Origin of the sequence: Tibeticola sp., from assembly GCF_022759015.1 — a bacterium.
Taxonomy (GTDB): Bacteria; Pseudomonadota; Gammaproteobacteria; order Burkholderiales; family Burkholderiaceae_C; genus Tibeticola; species Tibeticola sediminis.
On sequence record NZ_JAEMQB010000106.1, the window covers coordinates 1 to 6,135 of the forward strand.

At 67.1% G+C, this 6,135-nt stretch carries 6 protein-coding genes; 2 read left to right on the plus strand and 4 right to left on the minus strand.

All coding sequences use genetic code 11. The annotated features are described in order from the left end of the window. The 4 genes from JHC36_RS06700 to JHC36_RS06715 form a co-directional block, all read right to left on the minus strand. Nucleotides 1-1,121, minus strand: a 1,121-nt coding sequence (locus JHC36_RS06700) for a polyphosphate kinase (protein WP_503006939.1), incomplete at its 3' end; no start/stop codon positions are given. Between the two features lie 22 nt (nucleotides 1,122-1,143). Further along, complete coding sequence (locus JHC36_RS06705) at nucleotides 1,144-2,250, minus strand: glycosyltransferase family 4 protein (protein WP_287917411.1); 1,107 nt, start codon at nucleotides 2,248-2,250, stop codon at nucleotides 1,144-1,146. After that, nucleotides 2,247-3,182, minus strand: a complete 936-nt coding sequence (locus JHC36_RS06710) for a UDP-2,3-diacylglucosamine diphosphatase (protein WP_287917414.1) — start codon at nucleotides 3,180-3,182, stop codon at nucleotides 2,247-2,249. Before JHC36_RS06710 ends, JHC36_RS06705 begins: the two co-directional genes overlap by 4 nt. Beyond that, nucleotides 3,179-4,021 carry a GNAT family N-acetyltransferase gene (locus JHC36_RS06715; RefSeq protein WP_287917416.1) on the minus strand — a complete coding sequence of 281 codons (843 nt, stop codon included), beginning with the start codon at nucleotides 4,019-4,021 and terminating at the stop codon, nucleotides 3,179-3,181. The genes JHC36_RS06710 and JHC36_RS06715 overlap by 4 nt, the downstream gene beginning before the upstream one ends. A 301-nt stretch (nucleotides 4,022-4,322) precedes the next feature. On the opposite strand from JHC36_RS06715, the gene JHC36_RS06720 reads away from it, so the two are divergent. Together JHC36_RS06720 and arsB are read left to right on the plus strand one after the other, a co-directional pair. Next, a complete protein-coding gene (locus JHC36_RS06720; protein WP_287917419.1) occupies nucleotides 4,323-4,835 on the plus strand; it encodes an arsenate reductase ArsC in 513 nt (170 codons plus the stop codon). After that, nucleotides 4,832-5,899, plus strand: coding sequence for an ACR3 family arsenite efflux transporter (gene arsB, locus JHC36_RS06725; protein WP_124219442.1), 1,068 nt, complete (start codon nucleotides 4,832-4,834; stop codon nucleotides 5,897-5,899). Before JHC36_RS06720 ends, arsB begins: the two co-directional genes overlap by 4 nt. Nucleotides 5,900-6,135 lie beyond the last annotated feature (236 nt).

The following is a 6,135-nucleotide window of genomic DNA, read 5'->3' on the forward strand; positions in this document are numbered from 1 at the left end:
AAGCTCTCATAAGGCTGGTGGATGAGGACGTCGCCTTCTTTCAAGCGCGCAAAGATCGAAACGCCCGGCACCATCTGAAGCGGAAAGCGCGGCGCATACGGGGGAAACAGCAGATCGGGCCGCCCCGCCAGATCGATGAGCTGCGTGAGGCGAGACAAGTTCACGGGGCCGGCGACTCGGTACAGCGCGGCGTCGGGCAACCCGAACTGCTCGAGCAAAAAGCGGCTCAACTCCTCGGCACAGCCCGCCGACACCTCGAGCCGCACCGGCTGCCCGTAGTGCCGATGCACCAGCCCCTGGCGCAGCGCGGTCCGCAGATCTTTGACGTCCTCCTCGTCGACTTCGAGGTCCGAATGCCGCGTGACCCGGAACTGCGAAAACTGCCCGACCTGGCGGCCCGGGAACAAATCGGCCAGGTGCGAGCGGATGATGCTCGAGAGCGAAACCAAGAGCGTGCGCCCACCCGAGACCTTCTCCGGCAGACGGATGAGGCGCGGCAAGACCCGAGGCACTTTGACGATGGCGATGTCGTTGTCGCGGCCAAACGCGTCCTCACCCGAGAGGCGCACGATGAAGTTCAAGGACTTGTTGGCCACCTGCGGGAAGGGGTGCGCGGGGTCGAGGCTGACCGGAATCAGCAGCGGGCGCACCTCGCGCTCGAAATAGGCTTTGACCCAGCGCCGCTGTGCGGCATCGCGCTCGCTGTGGCCGAGGATGTGGATGTTTTCCCGCGCCAGCGCCGGCATCAGCTCATCGTTGTAAACCGCGTACTGGCGCTGCACCAGCTGGCGCGCCGCCTGAGCGAGAGCGACGTAACTGTCCGCGGTGTAGCTGCCCCGCGCCTGGCCCGAGAGCAGGGCGTTGAGATGTGGCTCGGCACGCACCTCGAAAAACTCGTCGAGATTGGCCGACACGATGCACAGATAGCGCAAGCGCTCGAGCAGTGGTACATCGGCGCGGCTGGCCCAGTCGAGCACCCGCTCGTTGAACGCGAGGATGCTGTGATCGCGGTCGAGCAGCCGTAAGGGCTGCGCGGATGCCGCGCCACCCGCGCCGGGCGGCTGCGCTTGGTGGGCTGTACTCGTTTGACTTTGGGCGGATCGGGCGCTTTTGACAGACATTAGCGAAATTCCAGCGACGGATTCATGACCGATTGTTGACGACTTTTCGTGACGCTGGCGTGACAAGCGCGGGTATCTCTCCAGCCCCGGGCGCAGGATCGGTCCGCCGCAGGGGCACCAGATGCTCCAAGAACCGCTGCGCCGTCTGGACCCAGCTGAATTCCAGCGCGCGTGCCCGCGCCTCGTGCCGCGGCACCGCGAGCGCACGCAGCGTCGCGTGCCGAAGGTCTTCATGCAGGACGCCACCGCGCACCCGGCCCTGGGCATCGCCCAGCACCTCGAGCGGCCCATCGACCGGAAATGCCGCTACCGGCGTCCCACACGCCATGGCCTCGAGCATGACGAGGCCAAAGGTATCGGTGCGGCTGGGAAACACGAACACGTCGGCGCTGGCATAGAGCTGAGCGAGTTCCTCACGCGGCAGCACGCCCAACCAGCGTGCCTGCGGGTAGCGCCGCTGGAGCGCCGCCTCGATCGGCCCGACACCGCAAACCACCTTGGTGCCCGGCAGTTCGAGGTCGAGGAAAGCTGTGATGTTCTTTTCGTGCGAGACCCGCCCGACATACAGCTGCACCGGCCGCGGCAACACGCCCAGCGGCGGGTATATGCGCGCTTGCGGCTGGTAGCGAAACAGCGTCGTGTCGACGCCGTGAGTCCACTCGCGCAGGTTGTGAAAGCGCCGCTCGCCGAGCATGCGCATCACACCGCGCGTGGGCACCATCACGCCCGAGGATGCGCCGTGGAAATGCCGCAGCACCGCATAGCCGATGCCCGGTGGAAGGCCGGTGGCCGCCTGCACGAACTCGGGAAACTTGGTGTGAAACGCGGTGGAGAATGCCCAGCCGCGCTTGCGGGCATGACGCCGTGCCGCCCAGCCGAGCGGGCCTTCGGTCGCGATGTGCAAGGCGTCGGGCGCCAAGGCATCAAGCCGCTGCGCCATGCTGCGGCCAGGCCGCACCGCGAGGTCGATGCCGGGGTAGCCGGGGCACGGGCGCGTGCGAAACTGCCCGGGCTCGATGACCTCCACCGTGTGATCGAGCGCCTGGAGTTCGCGCACCAGCTCGACCAGCGTGGTCACCACGCCGTTGACCTGCGGCTTCCATGCGTCGGTGACGAGGGCGAGCCTCATGCGGGCGCCTTGGCTTTGGCACGGGCGACCGCCGCCACGGCCGCCTGCGCGACGGACTGCCAGTGCACCAGTTCGAGCCGGCCATCGCGGTGCTCGACCAAGGCACTGCGGCTTTCGACCCAGTCGCCATCGTTGCAATAGAGGGTACCGTCGATCTCGCGCATTTCTGCGCGGTGAATATGGCCGCAGACCACGCCGTCGTGGCCACGGCGGCGGGCCTCGGCGGCGACGGCGCACTCGAAGTCGCTGACGTAATTCACCGCTTTCTTGACCTTGTGCTTCAGATACGCCGAGAGCGACCAGTACGGCAGGCCCAGGCGTGCGCGCAGACGGTTGAGGTGACGGTTGAGCTTGAGCGTGAACTCATAGAGCTCATCACCCACCACCGCGAGCCAGCGCGCGCACTGAATCACGCCGTCAAACGCATCGCCGTGGATGACCCAAAGCCGACGACCATCGGCGAGGGTGTGGACCGCCTCGGCCTGCACCTCGATGCCGCCGAAGCTGTGGCCCACGAAACCGCGCGCAAACTCGTCGTGATTCCCCGGGACGAATACGATGCGACAACCCTTGCGCGCGCGGCGCAGCAGCTTTTGCACCACGTCGTTGTGGGTCTGCGGCCAGAACCAGCGCTTGCGTAGCTGCCAGCCATCGACGATGTCACCGATGAGGTAGAGCGTGTCGCAGGGGTGGGCTTTGAGAAATTCCAGCAAGGCTTGAGCCTGGCAACCGGGCGTGCCCAGGTGTAGGTCGGAAATGAACACGGCGCGGTAGCCCGAGTCCTCGTCCGCCGATGGCGCGGCTGCGCCCTGCACGCCGTCGCGCCGCAAGCGCACAGCCTCATCGCGCCCAGCCGAGGCGTCGCTGGCGATGAAAGGAGCGGCCCAATCGGCGCCGAGCGCCGCCTCGGGCCGATGGGCCGCGATCGTCATGACTGGCCCAGGAAGTGCTTGCGGTAGCGCGCCGGCAGGTCGCCCAGCCGCATCAGGATGGGCAGATCGGCCGAGTTGAAGTCCGGATCCCAGGCCGGCGGGCCCAGCACCTTGGCGCCCAGACGTAGATAACCCTTGATGAGCGCGGGCGGCTCGACGCTGAGGCTGTCGTCCAGCTGCTCCACCGGCAGCGGCAGGCGTGGCGTGACCCAGTGCTCGATCGGCGCGAGATGTGTTTGCCGGACCTGGCGCCAGATGCTCGCCGCCACGTCACCGCTGATGACGCCGTTGTGCAGCATCGGAATGCTGGCGCAGCCAATCATGCTATCGAGCCCGTTGCGCACCATGAATTCGCCGAGCGCGCCCCACAGCGCCATGATGACGCCACCGTGCCGATGCTCGGGGTGCACGCAGCTGCGGCCAAGTTCAACCATGCGCGCTCGCAGGCTGCGCAGGCGGGTGAGGTCGAACTCGGTGTCGCTGTAGGTGCTGCCGACCCGCTGGGCCTGCTCCGGCGTGAGCACGCGGTAGGTGCCGATGACCTCGCCGCTGGCTTCGTCGCGCACCAGCAGGTGCTCGCAGTAGTCATCGAATAAGTCGATGTCGTGCTCGGGAATGGGGCCGGTGAGGCGCGCACCCATTTCGCCGGCAAATACGGCATACCTCAGCCGCTGTGCGGCACGGACCTCGTCCTGGTGGCGCGCCCAGGCCACGACCAGGCCTGCGCGCTCGGCCGCCGGGGCCGCCAGCGGAGCACGCGTTGCGATGCCTGGATGAAGCGACCCCCTGGGCAAGGCCACGGGCGAGAGCGCGAAGGTGGGGTTGGGGAGTTCTTTCATGCTGGGGTCTCCTGTCGACGGTCGGTGTTGAACCGGCCCCCATGCTCGCCACCTCAAATGACGCGATGATGGCCTTGGCGTGACTTTTTCATGAAATTTGCGCGCAACGCCGGCGTCAAACTTCGCTGCGGCGCTCTCATTTTTGAAGACTCGCGCCTTTCACAAAACCGTCACCATGGTTGCCGTAACATCGTCATCCCAGCGACGTCGGGCGGCGGCGCCGATCGGGTGGCCGGCTCGCTCTGGATTCAGTCTCGCCACCCGCGGCCGCAACCGGCACAGTCTTGCGAACATCGACACCATGCCCATGTCCCGCCCGCTCAACGTCTTGTTCCTGTGCACCCACAACTCGGCGCGCAGCATCCTTGCCGAGGCCATGCTCAACCACCTCGGCAAGGGGCGCTTTCGTGCCTACTCGGCCGGCAGCAGCCCGCGCCCGAACCAACAGCCCAACCCGCTGGCCTTGCGCGCGCTCGAGGCCGAGGGCATCGCGACCGCGGGGCTGCACAGCAAAAGCTGGGATGTCTTTGCCGCGCCCGACGCGCCGCGCATGGACCTGATCATCACCGTCTGCGACAACGCCGCGGGCGAGGTCTGCCCGGTCTGGCCGGGTCATCCAGCGACCGCGCATTGGGGCTACCCTGACCCCTCGAACGTCGAGGGCAGCGAGGACGAGCGGCTGCAAGCCTTCCGCGCCACGCTCGCCGCGATTGGGCGTCGGCTCGAGCGCCTGGTGGCTCAGCCGCCGGAAGCCCTCCGCCCCGAATCGCTTGCCGCGACGGCACGCGCCCTGGCGCAAGAAGAGCGGCCATGAGCGCCCAGTGCGAAGTCACCGCCAAGCGCGCCGCCGCCGCGCCGATGAGCGTGTTCGAGCGCTACCTGTCGCTGTGGGTGGCGCTGTGCATCGTGGCGGGCATCGGGTTTGGGCAGCTGTTTCCCGGGCTGTTCCAGGCGATCGGCCGTCTCGAGGTGGCGCAGGTGAACCTGCCGGTGGGGCTGCTGATCTGGGTGATGATCATCCCCATGCTGCTGAAGGTGGACTTTTCCGCCCTGGGGCAGGTGCGCGCGCATGTGCGCGGCATCGGGGTGACGCTGTTCGTGAACTGGCTGGTCAAGCCGTTTTCGATGGCGCTGCTCGCGTGGTTTTTCATCCGCCACCTGTTCGCGCCGCTGCTGCCGGCCGAGCAGATCGACAGCTACATTGCGGGGCTGATTCTGCTCGCGGCGGCCCCATGCACGGCCATGGTCTTCGTCTGGAGCCGGCTGACCGGCGGCGACCCGCTCTTTACGCTCACGCAGGTGGCCCTCAACGACACCATCATGGTGTTCGCCTTTGCCCCGCTGGTCGGTTTCCTGCTCGGACTCTCGGCGATCCATGTGCCATGGGCGACGCTGTTGATCTCGGTTGGGCTCTATATCGTGCTGCCCGTGATCCTCGCGCAGTTCTGGCGGCGCCATCTGCTCGCGCGCGGTCAGGCGGCGTTCGACGCGACGCTCGAGCGCATCGGGCCTTGGTCCATCGCCGCCCTGCTCGCCACGCTGGTGCTGCTGTTTGCCTTCCAGGGCGAAGCCATCCTGCGTCAGCCTTTGGTCATCGCGCTGCTGGCGGTGCCCATCCTCGTGCAGGTGTTCTTCAACTCGGGCCTCGCCTACCTGCTCAACCGCGCGCTGGGCGAAAAGCATGAGGTCGCCGGCCCCTCGGCGCTCATCGGCGCGTCGAACTTCTTCGAACTCGCCGTCGCGACCGCCATCAGCCTGTTTGGCTTTCAGTCCGGCGCGGCGCTGGCGACCGTGGTCGGCGTGTTGATCGAAGTCCCGGTGATGCTGCTGGTGGTGCGCGTCGTCAACGCCACCCGACCTTGGTACGAGCGGCGTTGATCGCGGGTATGCCCATCGGCGCCGTCTTCGAGCCGATTACGGCCTTTTCCCGCCGTTTGCCAGCGTGAATCGGCGCCCTGTTGCTCTCATTTTTGATCCTAAATCCGGCAGTTGAGCGCCCCCGGGCGGGCCGTCATCGGGCGCGCGGGCAAGACGCAAACCACAGCCATGGCGGGCGCCATGGCGAGGATTTGCAACGCCGCCCCCGCACCCGAGGGCGGCTTGAACGGGTGCGC